The sequence below is a fragment of the Sphingobacterium sp. BIGb0116 genome (assembly GCF_024808035.1).
Classification (GTDB): Bacteria; Bacteroidota; Bacteroidia; order Sphingobacteriales; family Sphingobacteriaceae; genus Sphingobacterium; species Sphingobacterium paramultivorum.
This window is the reverse complement of record NZ_JANUDT010000001.1, coordinates 57,734-80,611: the sequence shown is the minus strand read 5'-3', so window position 1 is coordinate 80,611 and position 22,878 is coordinate 57,734. Positions and strand designations below refer to the sequence as shown.

23 protein-coding genes are annotated in these 22,878 nt (G+C 37.6%); 16 read left to right on the top strand and 7 right to left on the bottom strand.

All coding sequences use genetic code 11. The features are described 5' to 3' along the window. The first annotated feature begins 6 nt into the window (after positions 1-6). Together glgX and treZ are read left to right on the top strand one after the other, a co-directional pair. Positions 7-2,115 carry a glycogen debranching protein GlgX gene (glgX, locus tag M2419_RS00435; protein ID WP_259254009.1) on the top strand — a complete coding sequence of 703 codons (2,109 nt, stop codon included), beginning with the start codon at positions 7-9 and terminating at the stop codon, positions 2,113-2,115. A 14-nt stretch (positions 2,116-2,129) separates the two neighbouring features. Then, positions 2,130-3,947: a malto-oligosyltrehalose trehalohydrolase gene (gene treZ / locus M2419_RS00430; protein ID WP_159732515.1), complete on the top strand. Its 1,818-nt coding sequence runs from the start codon at positions 2,130-2,132 to the stop codon at positions 3,945-3,947. Between the two features lie 53 nt (positions 3,948-4,000). On the opposite strand, the gene M2419_RS00425 is transcribed toward treZ, so the two are convergent. Continuing rightward, positions 4,001-4,153: a lmo0937 family membrane protein gene (locus M2419_RS00425; RefSeq protein WP_120333750.1), complete on the bottom strand. Its 153-nt coding sequence runs from the start codon at positions 4,151-4,153 to the stop codon at positions 4,001-4,003. A 412-nt stretch (positions 4,154-4,565) separates the two neighbouring features. Between M2419_RS00425 and M2419_RS00420 the strand changes: the two genes are divergently transcribed. Next, the gene (locus tag M2419_RS00420; RefSeq protein ID WP_159732512.1) at positions 4,566-5,066 is read left to right on the top strand and encodes an RNA polymerase sigma factor; all 501 of its coding nucleotides are present in this window, start codon (positions 4,566-4,568) and stop codon (positions 5,064-5,066) included. 164 nt (positions 5,067-5,230) lie between these two features. Here M2419_RS00420 and M2419_RS00415 read toward each other — a convergent pair whose 3' ends face one another. Next, complete coding sequence (locus M2419_RS00415) at positions 5,231-5,515, bottom strand: hypothetical protein (protein ID WP_120333748.1); 285 nt, start codon at positions 5,513-5,515, stop codon at positions 5,231-5,233. A gap of 246 nt (positions 5,516-5,761) precedes the next feature. Here M2419_RS00415 and M2419_RS00410 point away from each other — a divergent pair, with 246 nt between their 5' ends. Next, positions 5,762-5,947, top strand: a complete 186-nt coding sequence (locus M2419_RS00410) for a hypothetical protein (RefSeq protein ID WP_075993108.1) — start codon at positions 5,762-5,764, stop codon at positions 5,945-5,947. Positions 5,948-6,135: 188 nt separating this feature from the next. Here the strand turns inward: M2419_RS00410 and M2419_RS00405 are convergent, their stop codons facing one another. Further along, positions 6,136-6,699, bottom strand: a complete 564-nt coding sequence (locus M2419_RS00405) for a ferritin-like domain-containing protein (RefSeq protein WP_153848118.1) — start codon at positions 6,697-6,699, stop codon at positions 6,136-6,138. A gap of 310 nt (positions 6,700-7,009) precedes the next feature. Here M2419_RS00405 and M2419_RS00400 point away from each other — a divergent pair, with 310 nt between their 5' ends. From M2419_RS00400 to M2419_RS00380, 5 genes are all read left to right on the top strand, one after another. Continuing rightward, positions 7,010-7,162 (top strand): hypothetical protein, encoded by a 153-nt coding sequence (locus M2419_RS00400; protein WP_153848117.1) that lies wholly within the window; start codon positions 7,010-7,012, stop codon positions 7,160-7,162. 105 nt (positions 7,163-7,267) lie between these two features. Beyond that, the gene (locus M2419_RS00395) at positions 7,268-8,179 is read left to right on the top strand and encodes a cation diffusion facilitator family transporter (RefSeq protein WP_153848116.1); all 912 of its coding nucleotides are present in this window, start codon (positions 7,268-7,270) and stop codon (positions 8,177-8,179) included. A 466-nt stretch (positions 8,180-8,645) separates the two neighbouring features. Next, positions 8,646-9,410: an AraC family transcriptional regulator gene (locus M2419_RS00390; protein WP_159732509.1), complete on the top strand. Its 765-nt coding sequence runs from the start codon at positions 8,646-8,648 to the stop codon at positions 9,408-9,410. 26 nt (positions 9,411-9,436) lie between these two features. Continuing rightward, entirely contained in the window at positions 9,437-9,811 is a 375-nt protein-coding gene (locus M2419_RS00385) for a VOC family protein (protein WP_159732506.1), read from the top strand. A gap of 93 nt (positions 9,812-9,904) precedes the next feature. After that, on the top strand, positions 9,905-10,402 hold the full coding sequence (locus M2419_RS00380) for a hypothetical protein (RefSeq protein WP_153848113.1): 498 nt from the start codon (positions 9,905-9,907) through the stop codon (positions 10,400-10,402). 181 nt (positions 10,403-10,583) lie between these two features. Here the strand turns inward: M2419_RS00380 and M2419_RS00375 are convergent, their stop codons facing one another. Then, positions 10,584-11,816: a transglutaminase-like domain-containing protein gene (locus tag M2419_RS00375; RefSeq protein WP_153848112.1), complete on the bottom strand. Its 1,233-nt coding sequence runs from the start codon at positions 11,814-11,816 to the stop codon at positions 10,584-10,586. A gap of 347 nt (positions 11,817-12,163) precedes the next feature. On the opposite strand from M2419_RS00375, the gene M2419_RS00370 reads away from it, so the two are divergent. From M2419_RS00370 to M2419_RS00340, 7 genes are all read left to right on the top strand, one after another. Beyond that, the gene (locus M2419_RS00370; protein ID WP_153848111.1) at positions 12,164-12,754 is read left to right on the top strand and encodes a TetR/AcrR family transcriptional regulator; all 591 of its coding nucleotides are present in this window, start codon (positions 12,164-12,166) and stop codon (positions 12,752-12,754) included. 62 nt (positions 12,755-12,816) lie between these two features. After that, on the top strand, positions 12,817-13,908 hold the full coding sequence (locus M2419_RS00365; RefSeq protein WP_153848110.1) for an alkene reductase: 1,092 nt from the start codon (positions 12,817-12,819) through the stop codon (positions 13,906-13,908). A 46-nt stretch (positions 13,909-13,954) separates the two neighbouring features. Further along, complete coding sequence (locus tag M2419_RS00360; RefSeq protein WP_153848109.1) at positions 13,955-14,683, top strand: SDR family NAD(P)-dependent oxidoreductase; 729 nt, start codon at positions 13,955-13,957, stop codon at positions 14,681-14,683. A gap of 65 nt (positions 14,684-14,748) precedes the next feature. After that, positions 14,749-15,513 (top strand): SDR family oxidoreductase, encoded by a 765-nt coding sequence (locus tag M2419_RS00355; protein ID WP_153848108.1) that lies wholly within the window; start codon positions 14,749-14,751, stop codon positions 15,511-15,513. A 2-nt stretch (positions 15,514-15,515) separates the two neighbouring features. After that, positions 15,516-16,514: an NADP-dependent oxidoreductase gene (locus M2419_RS00350; protein ID WP_153848107.1), complete on the top strand. Its 999-nt coding sequence runs from the start codon at positions 15,516-15,518 to the stop codon at positions 16,512-16,514. A gap of 444 nt (positions 16,515-16,958) precedes the next feature. Further along, a complete protein-coding gene (locus tag M2419_RS00345; RefSeq protein WP_153848106.1) occupies positions 16,959-17,561 on the top strand; it encodes a HEAT repeat domain-containing protein in 603 nt (200 codons plus the stop codon). A gap of 425 nt (positions 17,562-17,986) precedes the next feature. Next, entirely contained in the window at positions 17,987-18,853 is an 867-nt protein-coding gene (locus tag M2419_RS00340) for a hypothetical protein (protein WP_153848105.1), read from the top strand. A 629-nt stretch (positions 18,854-19,482) separates the two neighbouring features. On the opposite strand, the gene ilvD is transcribed toward M2419_RS00340, so the two are convergent. The 3 genes from ilvD to M2419_RS00325 all read right to left on the bottom strand — a co-directional run bounded on the left by ilvD (position 19,483) and on the right by M2419_RS00325 (position 22,868). After that, positions 19,483-21,171 carry a dihydroxy-acid dehydratase gene (gene ilvD, locus M2419_RS00335; RefSeq protein WP_153848104.1) on the bottom strand — a complete coding sequence of 563 codons (1,689 nt, stop codon included), beginning with the start codon at positions 21,169-21,171 and terminating at the stop codon, positions 19,483-19,485. 10 nt (positions 21,172-21,181) lie between these two features. Then, positions 21,182-21,751, bottom strand: coding sequence for a Crp/Fnr family transcriptional regulator (locus tag M2419_RS00330; protein ID WP_153848103.1), 570 nt, complete (start codon positions 21,749-21,751; stop codon positions 21,182-21,184). A 607-nt stretch (positions 21,752-22,358) separates the two neighbouring features. After that, complete coding sequence (locus M2419_RS00325; RefSeq protein ID WP_259254006.1) at positions 22,359-22,868, bottom strand: dihydrofolate reductase family protein; 510 nt, start codon at positions 22,866-22,868, stop codon at positions 22,359-22,361. Between the last annotated feature and the right edge of the window lie 10 nt (positions 22,869-22,878).

The window sequence follows — 22,878 nt, the reverse complement described above, 5'->3', positions numbered from 1 at the left end:
ATAAAGATGGAAACAAAAATCAATACTGGAAGCCCTTATCCTTTAGGCGCAACTTACGATGGAGAAGGGGTTAACTTTGCCCTTTTCTCCGAAAATGCCGAAGCTGTCGAACTTTATCTCTATGATAGTTCGAACCAACAAGAAATCGAGAAATTTAAAATAACAGAGAAGACGCATCAAGTTTGGCATATTTATGTTTCGGGAATTAAACCAGGACAACTGTACGGCTATCGTGTGCACGGTCCTTACGATCCAGCCCAGGGGCATCGTTTCAACCCCCATAAATTACTGATTGATCCCTATGCAAAAGCAATTTCGGGTGTCGTACAATGGAATGATGCTTTATTTGCGTACAATATAGGAGAGGACGATTTAAGTTTGGATACAACTGATAGCGCTCCTTTCGTCCCGAAATCCGTGGTTATAGACGGTCATTTTGATTGGGGGGACGACCTTCCTCCGCGTATACCGATGCACCAAAGTGTGATTTATGAAACACATGTAAAAGGTTTTACAGCAACTCATCCAGAGATTCCCGAAGAAATAAGAGGAACATACGCTGCCTTGGCGCATCCTGTCACCATAAATTACTTAAAGGAATTGGGGATCACTGCAATTGAATTATTGCCTATACACCATTTTATTACAGACCATCACCTACAGGATAAAGGACTAACTAACTATTGGGGATATAACAGTGTTGGTTTTTTTGCCCCTGATGTACGCTATTCTGCTTCGGGTACCCATGGAGAACAGGTCGTGGAATTCAAGGAAATGGTAAAAGCACTTCATAGTGCAGGGATAGAAGTTATCCTTGATGTCGTTTACAATCATACAGGCGAAGGGAATGAAATGGGGCCAACACTCTCTTTTAGAGGAATTGACAATGCTTCATATTATCGTTTGGCTGAAGATCCACGTTATTATATGGATTTTACTGGAACAGGCAATACGTTAAATACCCGCCAGCCTAATGTACTACGGTTAATCATGGATAGTTTACGCTATTGGGTGCAGGAAATGCACGTTGATGGATTCCGTTTTGATCTGGCATCAGCATTAGCGCGGGAGCTCCATGACGTAGATAAATTGAGCTCTTTCTTTGACGTTATCCACCAGGATCCCGTGATCTCACAGGTTAAACTAATTGCCGAACCATGGGATATTGGAGAAGGAGGGTATCAGGTCGGCGAGTTCCCCGCCGGTTGGGCCGAATGGAATGGAAAGTATCGTGACTGTATCCGCGATTATTGGATCGGAGCGGACAGTATGATCGCTGAATTTGCTAATCGCCTGACTGGATCGTCCGATTTATACCGGGGTGACAATCGTACACCTTCCGCCAGTATAAATTTCATTACTGCACATGACGGATTTACGCTCCACGATCTGGTATCGTACAATGAAAAGCACAATGAAGCTAATGGTGAGGATAATAAAGATGGAGAAAGCCACAACCGCTCCTGGAACTGTGGGGCAGAAGGACCTACAGATGATTCTACGGTAAATAACCTGAGAGAAAAACAAAAAAGAAACATGCTCGTCACATTATTTCTTTCCCAGGGAGTACCTATGCTTGTCGCTGGCGATGAACAGGGGCGAACACAGCAGGGCAATAATAACGCCTATTGTCAGGACAATGAGATTTCATGGCTCAACTGGGCCAATGTAGACGTATCTTTATTGGACTTCACTAAAAAATTGATCCATTTTAGGCGAGAACATCCGGTATTCTGTCGTCGCAAATGGTTTCAAGGATTGCCTATCCGCGGTACAGGTGTTGAAGATATTGTATGGTTTCTTCCAGATGCATCTGAGATGGATGATCATCACTGGCAGGAAGACTATGCGCGCTCACTCGCTGTGTTTTTAAACGGTGCGGGAATTAGATCAGTAGATACCGATGGAAAGAAAATCGTGGATGCTAATTTTTACCTGATATTTAATGCGTATTGGGAAGATGTAACCTACACGCTCCCCGGTGAAAATTATGGGGCTGGATGGTTTAAGATCTTAGATACGAATAATGATACGATAGAAAGCCTTGGAAACTATTCAGCAGGAGATTCTATTTTAGTGCCCTCACGTTCCATACTTTTATTTCAATCACAATAAAGTGGGGGATATATATGAGCAAGACAGGAATTCAACAATTGGGTATTCGTCGCAATGGTGACCTTTGGCAGATTCGCGTATGGGCACCAATGGCAAAGAATGTGCTTTGCCGATTTTATCAAAAAGATATGGAGATCGCGCTTAAGCCCCAACAATATGGTTATTGGTACGCAGAGACTGATTTATTAGCAGCTGGAGATTTATACTGGATCAGTGTCGATGGCAACGAATTGCCGGATCCGATTTCGCTCTCCCAGCCAGAAGGTGTACATGGTCCCTCAAAAATCGTTGATCTCACTTTTTCTTGGACCGATAAAGACTATCGGCCGCCAGCATTGTCTGATTTTATTATTTACGAGCTTCATGTAGGAACATTTACTTCATCCCATGATTTTGATGGTGTTATCAAAAAGATTCCCTATTTGAAAGATTTGGGTATCACTGCTATTGAAATTATGCCTGTTGCACAGTTTCCTGGTGAAAGAAATTGGGGCTACGATGGTGTTTTTCCTTTTGCAGTGCAGCATTCCTATGGTGGCGCTTCGGAATTCCAAAGGCTTGTGAATTCCTGTCATGAGGCCAATATTGCGGTAATTTTGGATGTCGTCTATAATCATCTCGGTCCAGAGGGAAACTATTTCTCGAATTATGGCCCATATTTTACCGACAAATACCATACGCCCTGGGGTAATGCGCTGAATTACGACGATAGCTATTGTCATGGACAGCGGGATTTGGTACTGAACAATGTACGCATGTGGTTTGAAGACTTTCATATCGATGCGCTGCGTTTGGATGCGGTACATGCAATTAAGGATTTTAACGCTGTTCATATCCTTCAGCAAATTCGGAAGGAAACGGATGAAATTATTGCTAAATCCGGAAAAAACCATTTTCTATTTATTGAATGCGATCTCAACGATAGACGATTTTTAGACCCATTGGCGAAAAATGGTTTTGGGATGGATGCACAATGGCTAGATGAATTCCACCATGCTTTAAGAGTAAGCGTGGGCGAACCAAAAAGGGGATACTATGAGGAATTTAATGGATTGGCCGATCTCGCAAAAGCTTATGAAAAAGCATATGTATTCGATGGCAACTATTCTCCCCATCGGGAAAAATTCTTTGGAACGGACACTCTCGGTATCAAAGGGGATCATTTTATAGTTTTCTGTCAGAATCATGATCAAATCGGCAATAGGATGATGGGCGATCGCGCGGCTTCACTCTATCCTGTAGAAATAACGAGACTAATGGCTTTTGCGGTGTTCATATCCCCGTATCTTCCTTTACTGTTCATGGGAGAAGAATGGGGTACAAAACGAGCTTTTCCCTATTTTACCAGTCATAGTGACCCCAAACTTGTAGAGCAGGTGAGACAGGGAAGAAAAAAAGAGTTTGAAGATTTTTTTGAAGATTCAGAATTTCTCGATCCGCAGGACGAGACGATACTTAGGAATACCGTTTTGAATTGGGACGAACAGGATAGCGAAGTCCATCAGCACTATTTATCTTATTATAGATCCCTGATAGCATTCCGTAAAACCAATCCTGTGCTGAAAAATATACAGCGCGATGAAGTGACAGCCAAATGTCTCCAAGATCAAAAAGTACTTATCTTAGCGATGAAAAAAAACGATAGTTCTCTTTTTGTAATGATGAATTTTTCTGCCATTGTACAACAGGTAACGCTGCCTGAGGATCTGCAATGGAAAATGATATTTAATACGAATGAAATGGATGCCGCGGTTTTGTTTGATACTGATTATGCTCAAAACACTGTGGCATCGCTAAAGCCTTGGTCAGGTCAGGTCTATATTTCTCTGTAGATGCATGGTATATAAAAATTTTTATATACCATGCATCAGATTTTTATATCGCGTTAAGCAGCCCCTCGGATTACACGTAACAGAACGACAATAATGGCGATAACTAATAAAACGTGAATTATATTCCCTGTAGCATAACCTCCAAAGAAACTAAACGCCCAAATAATGACTAAAATAACAGCAATGATATATAATAAATTTCCCATAATATATTTGTTTTTGCAGTAGAACAGCCTTCGATGGATTATGGTTTGAATGGATAAAATTTAAACGTTAGTTGTTAGTTATCAATAAAGTGTACAGTTTTTAGCGACTGACTAGCAAACTGGTTTGCAAATAACACTTTAGAATAAACGTATTTATAACATTTCCCTATATATAAATACCCTATTGTCTTTTTTTATTATTTGCTTTTTTTTTATCTGTATTTAAAATTAAGGGCGAAAATCCATTAAAATTTGCTTAATAGGCTTTGTAAATAAGGACAACGTATTTTTACCGCTAACAATGCTATTTATTTTACGTGCAAATTGGCCCTCAAAATTAGCACTCTTCTTGTTATCCTTTTCTTGTAAAATCATTTTAAACAATCAGTTGAATAAAGAAAGAGGATAAGTTATGAACAACCACAATTTAAATGTACTCATCAACGAAAAAAGAAGTTTACTTAATCATTTTGCTGCCAAATTTACAGCTGATCCAGATGAAAAGGAAGACCTGATCCAAGAAACGTGGATACGCGCATTGAAGTCCATAGACAATTTTGTTCAGCATCCGAAGCTAATGAGCTGGTTATATGTAATTATGAAACATACTTACATCAATAAGTATAGAAAAGCAAAGCGTACCACCGAAATTCAAGATCAATATGTGGTCTTGGAAAGTACAAATACAATAGAACTCAACAAAGGGATCAATAAGTTTATGGCCGAAGATATCGAACGTGCGATGAACAGCTTAACGGCAGAAAACTATGAAATTTTCCGTTTGTTTTTAGATGGTTATAAATACCATGAAATTGCATCATATTTTGATATGCCAGAAGGTACAATAAAAACGAGAATCCATATGGTAAGAAAAAAGCTGCAAAAACAGCTTAAGGTCTACCGGTTAAATTGACAATCCCAACAAATAAAACAAGAGCTAACGTTTCAGTTTAGTTTGATTTTTGCGAAAGGCTGACTTTTTAAAGTCAGCCTTTCTTTCGTATACTTTCAAAACAATAGTTCCTTTGCGGAAATCGTATGGTCATCAACTGAACATGATTGCACTCCGACGAAGGTTCATCCCGGCTGCAACTTTTCAACTATTTTCCAATTGTCCTCTTTTTTATCATATCGAAGTAGCCAAGTTTCCTGGGGGACTTTCTCTTCCTTATCGGTTGAATGTTCACCCACCGTAATCGTGATTTCTGAAGGAAGAGCGTGGATAATTTCGGCGTAGGCTTTTTCGCCGCCGAGGAATTCGATAATTGCTGGCATCGCATTATAACCAATTTCCGGGCTAAATAAGAACTCAGCTATGCCGCCATAATGAATCTCAGTACCATGAAAAATAATACCATTCATAATCTTACAAATTGAAAGTTAAAGTTATAGTGATCTTATCTCAGATCATAATTTTTGGAATTTTGATCTGAGATAATTCTAACAGTCGTATGCCATTTTTGTTTTTTTGGCGATCCAATAATTTATTTTGCAAAAGCAATCTATTTGTTTTTGAGACGTGTTATATCAGTAATTAAAAGCAGGAGCTTGAGGGTGAAATAGAAAAATTTTCAGGCAAAAAGGATTCAAAAAAATAATATATTCATCATGAACGTAAAAAGAATATTTGGAACTATTCTCACAGTATTGGGTATTGTAGGGCTAATCTATACCGGCTATGAACTGATCATGAAAAGTAATGCCTATACGAATTTGGCAGTAGTCGGCATTTTGGCGCTTATTTTCTTCTCATCAGGAATAAGTCTTGTGAAGAACACTAAAGACGAGTCTTAAAGGCGGTTCATTTTGGGAAGTCTAATTTTCGGCTTTTGCTAAAAATTAATGAAGGTCGGATTATCAAGTCCGACCTTCATACATGAATTTTACTTAATATAGTTGAGAATATAAATAACAAATATATACCTCGCATTGTTTTCGTAAAAAGCCTTTAGCTGTTGGCCAAGGTTTTTGCTGTATTTCAACTATTCTTGGGCAGCCTTGTCGTTTACGAAACCGCCTGCTATCCCTGTTAATGCTTCGTCGGTATCCTTCTCATTGTCTAAGGTTTTTTGGAGCAGTGAAGCTACATCGTCGTGTCCCATCGTTTCTGCAAATGTGCGAAGAGTACCGTAAGTAGCGATCTCGTAGTGTTCTACTTTCTGTGCGGCAAGGATGAGGCCCGCGTCTCTGGTAAAAGTATCCTTTTCTGTGTCAGAAATGATCGAATCGGCTTCATCAAGTAGACCCTGCATAGCGTCACATTTTTTAGCAACAGCTTTTTCTCCCAATTGCTCAAATACCTGTTCAAGAGTTTCTATATGTTTCTGAGTTTCCTTGGTATGCTTTTCAAAAGCAGCGGCGAGTTTTTCGCTAGTTGCCGCTTTCTGCATTTTAGGTAAAGCTTTCACTAAGTGTTTCTCGGCCCAATAAATGTCTTTTAGTTCATCGACGAAAAACTCGTGGAATTCACTGTCTTTCATTTTTCCGGTATTACCAGAAGGTTTTTTTGTGGCATTTTTTGCCGGTACAGATTTCGTAGTTGCCATAATAAAAATTTTAAGTGTTACTGCATAGATAACCCAGCCCAAACCACTTTAGTTCAATAAAATATATTTAACTGTTATCAAATAAAAACGAAAGCGATATTCTCTTCTAAGTTTGGGTACAATCCTGTTAGCAAAACCTTTCGCACGCCAGCATTGTTCAGAATAATATTTATCAGGCCATAAACAGCAATTTGCTAAATCAGAGAAAACCATTTCATATTGAGTTTTGTGCTATATCAAAATCGAATTAACTGGTAGTGTAATATGCATTTTATTATTTACCAATATATTAATTTTTAAAATACCGATCATGGCCGATAATAAATCCAAAAAGGGAAAAACAGCTAGAAACAGATCACCTAAAGATACAGCTATGGGATTAGCTAAATATCGGCAAAAGCGTACCGAAGAGAAAACCCCGGAACCCTTTGGCGGGAAACCAAGTGGAACAGAATTACGTTAGAAAGGATGAATAGTGAAGGTGATATTTTTAAACCGGTCCTTGGTAAAGGTATTGATCTCAAAAAAGTAATTGAAAAATATACGAAATAAACGCATCAAAACCTCCATGGATAATCCGGAATTAAAAACCAGTAATAAAAAATCAATATACAGTGCACTCGCGGCGAATGTATTAATTGCATTAACTAAATTCATTGCGGGAGCATTTACAAATAGTTCATCCATGATTTCAGAGGGTATTCACTCAACGGTAGATACTGCAAATCAATTGCTCATACTTTATGGCTTAAAAAGAAGTAAGAGGCCACCCGACCAGTCTCATCCTTTTGGTTATGGTAAAGAACTATACTTTTGGTCTTTTATTGTTTCCATTCTGATTTTTGGGCTTGGTGGTACATTATCTATTTACCAGGGTGTAGCTCATATCATGAAACCCGAATTAATGAGCGATCCTTTTTGGAATTATATTGTACTTATACTCTCCTTAATTTTTGAAGGGACTTCTTTTTTTATTGCTTTAAAAGAATTCAATAAAACCCGCAATGGCATGGGGTGGTGGGATGCAATTATTAAAAGTAAAGATCCTTCCAGTTTCCTTGTGGTCTTTGAAGATGGTGCAGCTGTGGCAGGGTTAATAATCGTTATGGTACTAATGGGACTAAGTCATTACTTGCAGATTCCTGAATTAGATGGCCTAGCTTCAGTAATCGTAGGCTTGTTGTTGGTTTTTGTATCCTTTATATTGGCTAGAGAAAGCAGAAGCTTATTAATGGGAGAGGGAATTGCTTCAGAAACAAGATTGAAAATCGCCCAGCTTGCCGAAAAGGATTCGGCTGTTATAAAAACTAAAAACATACTATCCACTTATCAATCGCCAGAGTATGTTGTATTGATGCTTATTATTGACTTTGAAGATCATCTTGACACAGAGGAGATCACCGAGGCGATACGCCGGATTCGTGAGGATATAAAAAATGAATTTGAGTTTGTACACTTTGTGATTATTCAACCAGAATAATCATATAAAAGCCCTTTTAACACGCTATCAAAACATCATTTTCAAGCCCATAGCGCAGAAATGGTGGTAATTTTTGCAAATATAAATACCTACCAAACCTTTCAGACTTTGGCTTTGTTCACCCCTGATGGATCAAATAAGAACAGCATTGGATATGAAAAAAGAAAAGAATTTAAAAACCGCTGGGGCTAGCAAATCTTCCATAGATAAAATTAAAACAGCATCCGGTTCATGGAAGGTAAGTACTTCAAGGTAAAGTGGGGGCATTACATTTTTCTTGAATGAAGGGAAGCTTCAATTGGTTAACGAAGAACCTACTTATTATCGAGACCATAATGCCATGAACAGAAAATCAATACCGACGGCCAATCCGCTGCTTTGAGCGATGAGATTATGCTAAGTAGAATGAACAGCGAATTATTTAAAATGATACATTTGTAAATATCAATTTCAGAGCTGCTTAACGATGAATTTTCAAAATAATCAATTAGAATATATGTCACTTAAGCCGTGGCAATCGCTTGAACACATCGTAGAGAGTATCTGGATGGTAATAAATCATTCTGATGAAAATAAAGAAGGAATTATCGTTCCAGACGGCAAAATAGACTTATTTCTTCTGACAGATGAAAAAGGAGCTTTTGAGATTTTTATTTGTGGAGTCTGTACAGAACCTGTTATAAAGCCACCATTCCCGAAATCTCGGATGTTCGCCATTAGCTTTTATCCAACTGCTGCGGAATATATTTTTAATCACTCTTTTTCGGATTTAAAAAATACAAAAAAAACGTTGCCAGATGATTATTGGGGATTTTCAAAAGATGACCTCATTGACTTCGAGTGTTTTTATAAAAAGGCCTGTTATACTATTTCTTCAAAGTATAAAAAACAAATGGATGGAATGAAACAGAAGTTGTTTGAGCTTATCAGTAAATCTAGGGGAGAAATTACAGTAAAAGAACTGGCGGGTAAAATATGTTGGAGTAGCAGGCAGATTAACCGCTATTTCCAGAATTGGCTTGGGCTTACGCTAAAATCATATGTTAACATTGTACGTTTTTCAAATTCATTGCAACAACTGAAAGAAGGAAATTTCTATCCAGAACTGAACTATGGCGACCAATCTCACTTTATCCGTGAAGTAAAAAAATATGCCGGAGTAACGCCAACTATTTTAAACAAAAATGAAAACGACCGATTTATCCAATTGAACCTGATTCCTGATGCATAATTTTGTATTAAATAAAAGAAGAAAAAATGCATCTAAATCACATCAACCTGGTCGTAAAAGAGGTAGATAAAGCCGTAGATCTATTTACGCAAAAGTTGGGTTTTAATTTAATTATAAACAGAAACAGCAAAATGGCAGTGCTTGAAAGTAGCAATAATTTTGCTTTAGTCCTTTGGGGGCAGCAATTGAACAACGAGGAAAATAGACCTAAGTATCCAGCGAATTTCCATATTGGATTTTATCAAAAAGATGAGAAAGCTGTTCACGAGGTATATCAGAAATTAATAAACGACAGCGGTTTGAAATTTGAAAGCGCACCAAAGAAAATCAGGGATTCATTTGGATTCTATTTTTATTTTGAAAATCTGATGATTGAAATCAGTGTAACTCCTTTTAAATGATCATAAAGTTGAGATTATCTCAGAGAGGTTAGATTTGCTATCAAAATTAAAAACAGAGTGGGGGAATACTAAACCAACCAAAAAATCTATAGTATGAGTTATAAAAGCTATTATTTGAACTGCTTCATATTGATGTTGCCGATCATTATTTGGAATATTTTATTAAGCAATAAGTTGCCTGCCAATTACCAGGCCGAAATATTTTCTGCTAATATTCCGGACGTGTTAACGTACGGTGAGAATATTTTTAGGCTGTTTATATTTGTAATTTCATTTTTGATGCCTCTGCAGCTGCGTACAAAAAGGCAAAAAGTCGGCTTCAGCATTTATCTTACAGGATTATTGCTGTACATGCTTTCGTGGGTTTTATTAATTTTATTTTCTAAAAGCATTTGGAGCAATAGCCTTCTTGGTTTTTCTGCTCCCGCTTACACACCTTTGGTATGGCTTCTAGGAATTTCACTGATAGGAGATACCTTTAATTTTAACCTGCCATTCAAGAAATGGATTTTTATCAGTGCTTCTGCCTTATTTTTAGCCTTTCATCTTACTCATACCATTCTTGTTTATAAAACTTTTACGAAGATCTAGGCTTCATTTTTTTAGTATACTGTTTTTTAAACTCCCCGGGAGCCTGTCCAGCAAAATAATTCCGAGCCTGACAGCACGATAAGTGGCTAGATTTACGATGCTGGGAGACGTAGCTGGAAGTCCGCAACTCCACCTTTGACAGTCTGAATAAAAGCGGCAGGTCATGCCTGCCGATACAATTTTATTGTGTTGTATTTGTTTCAGGGGAAATCCAGAAGTAAGCAGGATCAAACGTAATCACGTTGTTTTTTAAATATTTGTTATTGCTTTTGTCAAACCCACTTGGAACTAAAGAAATGTACTGCAGATCAGGGGCTACGGGCCTATATCTACTTTCTGTGTTAAACTGGCTTTTATTCGTGCATTGAATCCAGTATAAATTCTTTGCCATATAATAATCCAGGTACCAAAGTTTATTTACTTTGGACTCTGCGTTTAGCTTGAGCGATTGATTATTTTTTAAACGCTCCCTAACTTCTTCAATGCTCAGTAAATTGTTGTTGTCGTCCATCACAAATGTACCATGGGAAGGATCCATCCACAGCCATTTTTTTAGAGTTTCAGCATATACGCTATTGATCACATGGCAGTCAGTATCTTTATCGTCTTTTGGCATGCATGTAACATAACGAGACTTAAATCCCATAGCAAGATACATTTCATTTAACGTCATCGCTTTGTGCCGACAGTTGATACCTTTTCCAGTTGCCTTGTGATAGTTGTAAAAATCGATCGCGTCAAACTCACATAGTGCCCAATTGCTGCCGTCATATTTAATATTATTTGCGACAAAAAACATGATATTACAGATTTTGGAGATTTCGTCACCCTTACCAGCTATCGAGTCCAGATCGAAAAAATTTTTTACCGCTAATAAATTTCGATTGCTCGTTACCTCGTAGGTAAATACCGGCAAAGAGTCACTATTTGCTGAAATGTATCCTCCAGATTGCTGCAATAGGGTTAATTTATCGTACTGCTTCAGTTGGACTAATGCTTTTACAAATTTTTTTTCTTTACGGATATTGTCTAAATCATGATCATTTAAAGCATTACGATAGTCGGTATATCCCCACAAAACTGCCTTTTCAAAACTTGAAACAGCTTGTTTTTTTTGATTGAGTAATGATTGTAAACAAGCAAGGTTGTAGTTTATATTCGCATTAATTTCACCTATCGTAGTTTGATATTCCTGCTTTTCTTTTTCAGATAGCTGTAAGCTGTCCATTTTGGCCGATATGGCATTTAATACTTTTGTGGATTTTTGATAATCCTTTGCCGGATAATAGGTATTATAATCCCGTTCTAATTTCTTAAAGTCTGATAGGAACTTATTCCATGTCGTCGAGTTTGTTTGTGCAAATGCACTGCCTGTCAAAAATATGAACAGAAGAAGGTTAAATAATGGTTTCATTGGAGGTCTTTAGTTAAATACTGTTTTATTCATAATTAGTGGTTAACAAGGTACTTGCCAAAATGCTATCCTCCTGAAAATAAAAACTTTGAGTTAATAACCCTGTTCGATACCGAACGATTGCTAGCTAAAAACGAACACTCCACAGGCATCACTTCCTCCAAAAGCTGGTATATATGGAGATAGGTCATAAAAAATACGATAAGAGAAAAAAAAATAACAGCATTTATGTCAATGTTCTTACTGTGCGTTTTTGCTTTTGGACAAGACACACAGACTTTTCAGTATATTTTATTTGTTTTTAAAATATACTTTTTGGTATATTTGTAGCGTAAATAATAAAACAGATGTTGACAAAAGCAGAAAAAACAAAACAATTTATTCTTGAAACCGCCAGCCCGCTTTACAATGAGAAAGGGATATCGGGTGTGAGCATTGACGATGTTTTGGAAGCGACCAAGTTAACTAAGGGCTGTCTTTATGGGCATTTCAATGGAAAAGAGGATCTTTCGGAACAGGTTGTAGACTATTCCCTAAAAAAAATAACCGAAAGAGTGGCATCTATTGTATCAAAAGGTAAAACAGCGAAAGAGAAGATCTTTTTATATCTTGATTTTTATAAGAACCCGATCGATACATATATAGCCGGAGGCTGTCCCATCTTTAACACCGCTGTTGAGGCTGATGATAATTTTCCTTCGATAAAAAAGAAGGTTGCAGCAGTTCTGAATGCGGGTCAGATCGCTCTTTCAAATGTACTGGAAGAAGGAAAAATTAACGGTGAATTTTCAGAAAACCTAAATGCAGAAGTTTTTGCCTTTAAAATGTTTTCAGCGATAGAAGGTGGAATTGTTCTGAGCAGGACGATGGGATCGAGAAAATTGATGCTAGAACTTATCAGGGACCTTAAAAAAGAATTAGAGCAGTATATACTGTAATTTTTTTTGAAACAAAATAGACTAAAAAGTATATTTTAAATATTAAACCAAAGAATTGAAATATGAGCAACAAGTTGTTTGAAAGCTACGAGCTTAATGGTAAACGGTTAAATAACAGGATGGTAATGGCTCCGATGACCAGAGCCCGATCTGCCAACGAGGGTAATGTTGCAACCGAACTGACTGCGATATATTACGCGCAGCGTGCAACAGCCGGACTGATCATTACCGAAGGCACTTTTATCAGTGAGGAGGGTATTGGATTTATCAATGTTCCCGGAATCTATACAGATAACCAGGTTGAAGGCTGGAAATTGGTCACTGATTCTGTTCACGACAAAGGAGGGAAGATCTTTGCCCAGCTCTGGCATACAGGAGCTTATTCGCATCCCGATTTGCATGAGGGCAGATTACCTCTTGCTCCATCCGATTTTAATCCTAGGCAGAAAGCATTTACTTTAGAAGGCTTTAAACCTACCGTTGCTCCTCAGCCGATGACAATTGAAGATATCAAAAGAACAGTTAACGATTTTAAACAAGGAGCTATCAATGCTTTCCGTGCTGGTTTTGACGGGATAGAGCTTCATGGTGCAAACGGCTATCTTTTGCAGCAGTTTTTCAGCAAAAATGCCAATAACAGAACAGATGAATACGGAGGTTCTCCTGAAAATCGCGCAAGAATTCTTTTTGAAATATTAGATGCGATCAGAGAAGTGGCTGACATCAAAAATGTTGGCGTGCGTCTCAATCCATCGTTGAATGGAATAATGGGAATTGCTGTGGATGATGAGACCATTGCGACGTATAATTACATTGTCAGCCGGTTAAATGATTATGATCTGGCCTACATTCATTTAATAGAGCCTTTCACCGATTTAACGGGTAATAAAAATGCGATTCAGCACGTGGCAAAGCATTTTCGTGAAATTTATAAAGGAACTATTATCATTAACCGTGCTTTCAATAAAGAAACGGCCACACAGGTCTTGGAGGATGGAGATGCGGATCTGGTGTCTTTTGGCGTTCCATTTATAGCCAACCCAGATCTTGTAGAACGCTATAAAAGAGATTCTATACTGAATACTCCTGATCAGGATACCTTCTACACACCCGGTGAAAAGGGATATACAGATTATCCATTTTTAAATAAATAAGAACACAGTTATATACATAAAATAATATCAAACAAAATTTGTCAAAATGAAAACAACAGGAAATACTATATTCATTAGCGGCGGAAGCGCAGGAATAGGATTGGCAATTGCCAAAAAACTAAATGAAACAGGAAATAAAATTATTATAAACGGACGTAATGAGGACCGTCTTCAAAGAGCGTTGACCGAGTTGAAAGATGCCGTTGCCATTCAGGGCGATCTCTCAGTAGAAACAGATAGGATACGAATTGCAGAAGATTTGAAGACAAATCATCATGATGTAAATATCATCATTAATAATGCGGGAGCAGCTTTTGGATATTTACTCAGTGAAACGACCAATGCACACGAAAAAGCAATGATCGAGATGAATACGAACTATTTTGCGATCATTCACTTTACAGAATTAATGATTCCACATTTGTTGGAAAAAGAAGAATCAGCGGTGGTCAACGTTTCGTCTATTGCTGTATATGGAAGTCATAAATTTCTTCCAACCTATGGTGCAACGAAAGCGGCACTACATAGCTATACTACAGCTCTGAGAAAAACTTATGAAGAGCAGCAAAAACTTCAAGTCTATGAGGTCTATCCTCCATTGGTAAACACCGATTTTTCTGCTGAAATAGGTGGGGCGGCTGGAATTGCGCCCAGTGAAGTGGCGGACGAACTGTTTATTGGACTGGAAAACAATTTGTTTGATATTCCTGTTGGTGATACAAAGGTTTACGCAAATGCAATTGGGGAAGCTATGGCAAAATTAGTTCAGGCATAAATACAAGCTGAATCAGTCTTTTGAGAAATTAAAAGATTGGTTCAGTTCTTATTAAATTTTTCATTATGAATTTGAAAAATAAGGTGATCCTGATAACTGGAGGAGGTTCAGGAATAGGACTGGAAGCTGCAAAACAGTTTTTAGCACTGGGAAACAGCGTAATTATTACGGGAAGAAACCAGTCAAAACTGGAAGCCGTAAAAAAGCAATATCCTGAAATAACGATTATTCAATCTGACGCTTCTCAGGAGAAGGATGCAATCGCTCTTTATGAAAAGGTAAGCGAAATGGGGGGTATTGACATCCTGTACAATAATGCAGGTGTTGGGGTTGCTCCGTTAAACCTTGGTATTGCCGACACTAGACATCTGGAAGGTGCTGTTTATGAAATGGAGGTTAATTATTTCGGGATAATCCGCCTGAATAATCTATTTATGGAAATGCTCAAATCCCGTCAAGAGGCAGCAATCATCAATACAACCTCCATTTTGAGCATAGTTCCGTCGGTATTGGAAGCAACGTATTCTGCTTCGAAAACGGCTTTGGCATTTTATACAAAATCATTGCGGTCACATTTGCAGGCAATCCATAGTTCGGTGAAAGTTTTTGAATTGCTTCCACCTTTGGTCGATACCGATATGGTCGCCGATCGGCAGGATAAAAAGATAAGTACGCAACAACTGGTCAAGGGGCTGATTTTAGGTATGAAGAAAGACGTTGAAACGATAAAAGTGGGGGATACAAAGGTTATTTCCATTCTTAATAGGATTGCGCCTAAGACGGCCTATAATATAATCAATGCTAAAAAAGAGTATATAAAATTGAAATAATCATGAAAGCATTTCTAATTAATAAATATACAAAGGGAGGCCTGCAGCTGACAGATGTTTCTTTACCAAAAATTAAAAACAATGAAGTTTTGGTGGAGATTTATGCAACAGGTTTAAACCTGTTAGATTCGAAAATAAAAACAGGGGAATTCAAACTTATTCTTCCCTACAAAATGCCGCTTATTTTAGGTCACGATCTTGCTGGAATTGTAAAGGAAGTGGGAAAGAATGTGAAAAAATACAATGTTGGAGATGAAGTTTATGCTAGGCCGACCGACTTTCATATAGGTACATTTGCAGAATATATAACGGTGAGGGAAGAAGATTTAGCCTTTAAACCAAAGAATCTTTCGATGGAAGAAGCTGCATCGGTTCCTTTGGTCGCACTCACAGCGTGGCAGGCTCTGGTGGAAATTGGTCGGTTAAAAAAAGGACAAAAGGTATTTATTCAGGCAGGTTCGGGAGGAGTAGGTACCATTGCGATCCAGTTGGCGAAACATCTTGGCGCAACTGTTGCGACAACTGCAAGTGCCAAAAGTTTTGATTTCCTGAAAGAAATAGGCGCTGATGTTTTAATTGATTATAAAACACAGGATTTTGAAGCAATACTGAAAGATTATGACCTCGTTTTAAATAGCCAGGATAATAAAACACTTGAAAAATCATTAAATATTTTAAAAGCAGGAGGGAGGGTCATTTCAATTTCCGGTCCACCAACACCTGAGTTTGCTGAAGCTATACATGCGAATTGGCTGGTAAAGATGGTAACAAGATTTCTGAGCTTCGGGATTAAGAAAAAGGCGAAAAAATTGGGCGTTGATTACACGTTCCTTTTTATGAAGGCAGATGGAAACCAGCTCAATGAAATTACAAAATTGATAGAGTCTGGAATCATTCAGCCTATTATAGACAAAGTATTTCCGTTTGGAGAAACCAACAAAGCTTTGGAATATGTCGAAAATGGAAGAGCGAAAGGAAAAGTTGTGGTCAAAATAAAATGAAAGTGAAGATCATTCTAAACAAGCTTTAGTTTTGCTTCAAGTTATTATAAACAACATGTAAGTACCCCATTTTTCCAAATTTCTGAATCTATCATGGCAAGCCTGATTGCCGGTCATTTGGTTTAAACTGTTATCTTTTGTACATCTATTAATTGACCGAAAAGCTAAAAAAGTTTTAGGTAAAACGAGGAATAGAACCATTACACAAAAGTGTAGTTGTAGTATCTTTTATTTGTATCAATTGTTCCGGGAAATAAGGCTGCGATAATGTAGTAGACAATTACTATAAATTCAGAAATTGATAAGTGTGAGTATAGGAATTCTATTTTCGATAGGTCAGCGCGGAAGCTATACTGGTTATTCTTATTTCATCAGGATTTAAGTTAATCTTAGATTATAAGACACTTATGAATTATTTGTAACTTGTGGAAGTAAATTGTTATCATGGATTCACTTGAAAAGAAACTTACGAAGATTGAGCATGGGTTCAAACCTTTTGAAGAGGAAGCGCTGGAGATCATCGGACAGGAAAGTTTGGAGGATGCAAAGTCGATAGCGATCCGCTTGCTGAAAAGTGAGCATTACCAACTTAGGTGTTGCGCGATATTCATTCTGGGATTTATTGCTGCGAAAGACATCCAGGTATTAAACCAGCTTAAAGAGGTCGCCCGGTCCGACCAAAGCTGGCAGGTACAGGAAATAGTAGCGAAAGCATTTGATCAGTTCTGTAAAGACAATGGCTACGAGCAGTCCTTACTGGTAATAAAAGAGTGGCTTAGTGACAAACATCCCAATGTTTGCAGGGCTGTGACAGAAGGCCTGAGAATTTGGACCAGCCGCCCTTATTTTAAAATCCACCCCAAAGTGGCCATACAACTTATCAGTTTGCATAAGGCCAGCGAAAGTGAATACCTGCGTAAATCTGTCGGTAATGCATTAAGAGATATTCGCAAGCGACATGATGAACTGATTTCCAACGAAACGGCCCAATGGAATTTAAATGATAAACGGATTGCATTCACCTACAAGCATGTTCTTAAAGGCTAAAAATTAGCAATATATCTGATACTCACTGATAGATTTTATTCTGTATGTGGCTTATTTTGCACCGTATAAAGAGATTTATCGTTTTTAAGACAATGTCACAACAGATTCCAGCCGGTCTCATCTTTTCTCTACAAATCGGTGCTCTGCATAATAAGTTTAGTTATTAATCTTGTCCCCTTAAGAAATATTATACCATGATTCTATCCCGATAATTGAAAAATGATAGCGGATAATAAATACAGCTTTACGAATTATAAAATAGCCTTTCATACCAAAAAGACCGGCCGTATATTTACATACGTGAGGTTGAGTCAAGTAATTGAAGTTCGGTAGCGAGCTCGCGCTATTTTAAAAATGGTGAATTAAGCTTTGGTGTACTATTTTGCGAGGCTATATATGTGGGGATAGGTCATAAAAAATACGATATGAGAAAAAAAATAACAGCATTTATGTCAATGTTCTTACTGTGCGTTTTTGCTTTTGGACAAGATACACAGAAAACTAAACCCCAGATAAAAACAGAGGAAATAACCTACCATGGAATAGCGGGGCGGCCTATTAACAGAAGCGACATGCAAGGACTGGATCAATATAAAGAGTACAATTTAGATGGTACCGTTTCAACTATCTATATCGTAGAGTTTGACAAAAGCAAGAATAAAAATAATTACAATTTAAATGAAAGATATATCTATGAAAAAGGCAAACTCTGCAAAATAGAACTAATTGGCACAGTTACAGGGGATAAATATGGGGAGATTTTGTTCTCTTATAATGAACAAAAACAATTGACAAAAAAGATTGAAAACCGGTACGAAGGCAATAGGTTAAGTCTGAATCAATTTAGCGCATACACGGATTATTTTTATAATGAAAATGACGAAACAATAAAACGTTATGAATACGACGAAACAAAAAAAGAGTTTTTGTTAGTTTCTATTGCCACTAAAATATATGATCAGAATAAAAATATGATTCAAGAAAAAACTGACAATTTTGATGGCAATATATCAGGGGTTGTCGATATCAGATATGACAATTCAAATAAACCAATCGAGCTAAATTCTTCTTATTTTAAAGAAACAAAAAATTATAAATACAACTCACATGGCGATATAGAAGAAGAAAAAAGCAGATCTGAAGAAAGCCCTACCATACAATCATCAACCTATTCATATATTTATGATCATTATGAAAATTGGGTTGAACAAAAGCAGATTATTAAAAGAAATCCTAAAGACGAATTTGAAGGCGGAATTTTAATAAAAAGAAAGATCGAATATTATGAATAAAACGACCACTAAAAAGTGGTATTTGGTTGTTTTTAATGGTTCGATGATTACTTTGTTTTTACAATAATTGATCAACATTGGCGTGGAAGGATACGAAATTCTATCGATTTGAGATAAGTTTTTTATTATTAATCAGCAAATTGACGGAGGTAAAGTTTCAAAATGTTAAACGCGGTTTATAATGAGAAGAGGTTATAGAATTGTGTAACGGTCGGGACTGTCCCACTAAGTGTATAAATAAAAACTACGGAGTTCAGTTATGTTACTTATAGCTGGACTTTTTTTCAAATAAATATAATTCAATTAAAAGCCCGTGAGGAGAGTAATCGCTCCATCGCTAGGTTGTGGGGCATCAACCGAAAGACAGTCAATGAATATGTCATATATACTCCGCATCTCGTTAAACAACGCATATCTGTTTTTATGGGTTTAATCTATTGTATTCAAGAAGTTTTTATCAATCGGACTACAAGTCTCCAGAAAGGAGTAGAAAGTTGTTAAAAGTCCAAGTTGACGCGTTGCAACTTGAACTTTTAATTTAATAGTTTTTTTGGGGGTACTTCCTTATTTTCCTAAATCATTAAAATTTGGCTATCACGTCAATTCGCTAAGCTGAGACGATTTTATTTTCAAAAATCACAATTTAATATAGCACCACTGCTAGCATTGCTAACAAGTTGCCGATATTGACTCAACCATTTAGAATTTAGTTTTTTTCTGATCGGAATAAAGTTATTTCTTCGCAATTGTATCTCATCTTCGCTTATGTCAGCTGAAAGCATATGTTGGTCAATATCAATAACGATGTGGTCTCTGTTTTTTAGTAATCCAATTAATCCACCTTCAGCAGCCTCAGGGGAGACATGTCCTATAGCTATTCCGCGAGTAGCTCCGCTGAATCGCCCATCTGTTATCAAGGCTACCGAACTACCCAATCCCATTCCCATGATCAGGCTTGTAGGTGTCAACATTTCCTGCATCCCCGGCCCACCTTTGGGACCTTCGTAACGGATCACCACAACATCGCCAGCTTTGATCTCACCGGCAAGGATGCCTACTATGGCATCTTGTTGGCTATCATAGCAAACTGCAGTCCCGCTAAATTTCTTTTCGCCCGTGATTCCTGCGGATTTTACCACAGCTCCCTGCTCTGCCAGATTTCCAAATAGAATCGCCAATCCTCCGACAGGACTGTATGGATTGTTTATTGTATGTATAATTGTTGAATCTTTGATCGCTGCATTTGCAATCTTTTCGAATAGCATTTCGCCACCGACCGTTATATTATCCAGGAGGACATGGTTGCTGCGCTTGGTCATTTCGTTCATTACAGCATTTACGCCCCCGGCGCGATGGACGTCTTCCATGTGAACGGTGCTTAAACTGGGCGATATTTTTGCGATGTGAGCTACTTGATCCGATATTGAATTAATGTCCCTAAGCTGAAAATCTACATCTGCTTCGTGAGCTATAGCAAGCATATGAAGAACAGTATTGGTACTACCACCCATAGCCATATCCACTGCAAAAGCATTCTGGATGGCTTTTGCATTAATGATGTTTTTAAGTTTGAATTGCTTGGAAAGCTGATCGTCTTTGGCGATTTCACAGATCCTTCTGGCTGATTCCCGATATAGATTTTCACGCTCGGGTGTTAACGCCAATATGGTTCCATTACCAGGTAGTGCTATACCCATAGCTTCCATCAGCGTGTTCATGGAATTTGCTGTAAACATACCCGAGCAACTACCACCACTGGGGCATGCGTTACACTCGATGTCTTTGAGTTCATCGTCACTGATTAAGCCCGCTTCGTGTTTGCCCACAGCCTCGAAAGCTGTAGACAGGTCAATGGCAGTACCATCTTTGGTATATCCTTTTCGCATGGGTCCTCCACTTACAAAAATTGTAGGCACATCTACACGTAGCGCACCCATAATCATCCCGGGTACAATCTTATCGCAGTTAGGGATAGCTATCATTGCATCCAATTTGTGTGCATTCATGACGCTTTCAATTGAGTTGGCAATTAATTCTCGGCTGGGGAGCGAGTAAAGCATACCATCGTGTCCCATAGCAATACCATCGTCAATACCTATCGTATTGAATTCAAAAGGAATACATCCGTTTGCCTTGATTTCTTCTTTAATGATCTCAGCAACCTTATTCAGAAAAAAATGTCCGGGTATAATTTCGATAAAGGAATTTGCTACTCCAATAAAAGGCTTATCGAAATCGTTATCATTTATGCCTGTGGCCCGAAATAGGGCTCTATGGGGAGTACGTTGGTATCCCTTCTTTACTTCATCGCTTCTCATTTTTTATTAGTTATATAGTAGATTTTAGTCTACTTAGTGTTTCAGGCGATATGGCCAGATAAGCCGCAAGGTTGACATTAGACAAACGCTGTATGAGCTCAGGATTATTTTTCAGTAGATCGCGATAGCGTTCTTTAGCGGTTTGAGTTAATAAGCTGCTGAGTTTATTATTTATGACAGTTAATCCATATTCGAGAATGTAGATATAAAAATTGTCCCAGCCAGGCATGTTTTCCCTCAAAAAGGTAAAATCAGTGTTGCTGATGCTGAGCACCTCCGTATCTTCTACTGCTTGGATAAATTCTGTAGCTGGCTGTCTTGAGATAAAACTAACGATAGAGGTTAGAAAAGTATGCTCAAAAGCCATGAATCGGGTTGCCGTTGATAGTTCGTCATTGCGAAAATATAGGCGCAAACAGCCTTTACCGACAAAGAAAAGATAGTCTGCAATGGAACCTTCGTTGAGCAGATGGTTATTTTTCTTTATCGATTGATGTTTAAAATAAGTTAGGGCCTCTGCTAATTGCTGTTCGGTTAACAACGCTTTCTCACGTAACAATTGTAATAGTTGCTCTCTCATCGCTTATTATTTTATACGTCAAAGATGCACTTTATATTAGGATACAGTCGTTGACATTGGTCAAAAACGTCAACGATTTATTAAAGTTTTAATCTTCTATTGGATAATGGAACTTTGGTAAGTTTAGAGCTAATACAACATTAAAATATACACCAATTATTTCTTTGTTAGGTGCGAAAGCTGTTCGTTTGACTACAGTTGGAAGCGACGGATAAATTAAGTAGATTTAATTTCTATAAAACTTCTTATATGAAGTTTCCATTTTGTTATTACTATTGGTCGGATTTTATACGGTCTTCTTTGCACAAAATGAAAAAAGCAATTAGCCTTTTAGAATTTGAACAAAAGAGCTTATGAAAGAAATCAAAAAACATCACAATATACGCACGCTAGTCATTGTACTATTTTCGGTGATATTATTTTTTCGTGCATCTCTTGCACTTCCATATCGCCCAAGTATTTAGCACAAAATGCTGCGGCACATAGCGTTTCGAAGATAGAATTGAAGGAGACATACATCGTTGATATAGATCCGAAAGAAATAATTTTAGCGGATTTGTTTCCGTCATTCAACTATTTTTGAAAGACATTTTTGGTTTGTCGTTATTTAGTATTCTTTAGTTAGATGCAATTGAAGAAAACCGTTTTTAAGCGCCTGTCCTTTGTACTTGAACTTTGAACTTAACTCCTTATTGTTTGCTAAAATTGCTCCAGCTCCAGTGATTATAGGGCTGACGTTAAAATAAATATCGGTAACCAAATTCTTGTCCAAAAAAGCGTTGAAAGTACCTGCTCCGCCTCCAACGGCTATTTCCCGCACTCCTTTTGCAGACATATATGCAATTGCCTCTTCAGGACTTGCTAAAGTCTTGTAACCATCAGCCGTATAAGGTTTATCGGCCAATATGATGATTTCTATTCCCTTAAAATGATCTTTTACCGGATCTGGAAAATTTAGAAAATTTTCAAATGTTTTCAATCCTATCACTACATTTCCAACCTGCCTTACAAATTGTAGGTAAAATTCCATTGCTTCCGGTGGCAGCTTATGATGTGGATTATCGGATATCAAAATTCTTCCATTAGCTGAAATATTTGCGATTACTGTTACTTTCATAATGATTTTC